The organism is Paenalcaligenes sp. Me52, assembly GCF_050487965.1.
Classification (GTDB): Bacteria; Pseudomonadota; Gammaproteobacteria; order Burkholderiales; family Burkholderiaceae_B; genus Paenalcaligenes.
Map to the genome: position 1 here is coordinate 1 of NZ_JBKQFO010000016.1, position 753 is coordinate 753.

1 protein-coding gene is annotated in these 753 nt (G+C 52.6%); it reads right to left on the reverse strand.

All coding sequences use genetic code 11. From position 1 onward, the window contains the following. On the reverse strand, positions 1–737 hold a 737-nt coding region (locus ACLO87_RS16700; protein WP_430224329.1), incomplete at its 3' end, for a BCCT family transporter. Positions 738–753: the final 16 nt, after the last annotated feature.

Below are 753 nucleotides of genomic sequence, written 5' to 3' on the forward strand. Positions count from 1 at the left end.
GTATAGAACAACATGCGCGGCAGATACATCAGTAACATCCCCACCGAATCGGTGAAGTAGTTCATGATGAAGCTGGCACCGCTGACGATGAACACCCAACCCAGCATCAGGAAGCTCAGGTAACTACGCACGTCACTGGCGATACGTACCCCTTTTTGCAGACCGCAAGCGACGCAAATGGCGTTGAGGATAATCCAGCAGGTAATGATGATAGCGTCCAGTTGCAGGGTATGCGGAATGCCAAACAACCATTGCATACACTCGGTCACCAGCGGCGTGGCAAGGCCCAGACTGGTACCCATCGCGAAGATCAAGGCGACGAGATAGAAGTTGTCGACGATAGTGCCGAACAACCCTTTGGCGTGTTTTTCACCTACCAGCGGCACCAGGGTGGAGCTGGGGCGAATCACTTCCATTTTGCGGACAAAGAAGAAGTAAGCGAAGGCGACTGAAAGGAAGCTGTAAGTGGCCCACGGCAGAGGTCCCCAGTGGAACAAGCTGTAAGCCAGCCCCAACTCTTTCGCGCCTGTTGAGTTCGGTTCTAAGCCAAACGGCGGGGTGGAGATGTAGTAGTAGATCTCAATCGATCCCCAGAACAGTACGGCAGCAGACGTACAGGAGGCGAACATCATAAAGATCCAACTGGCGGTACTAAATTCTGGTGGTTCGTTACCTAAACGCTTTTTGGCATACGGGCCAAACACCAGCCAGAACCAGCCGAAAAGCATCACCACCATATACCATTCAAATGCC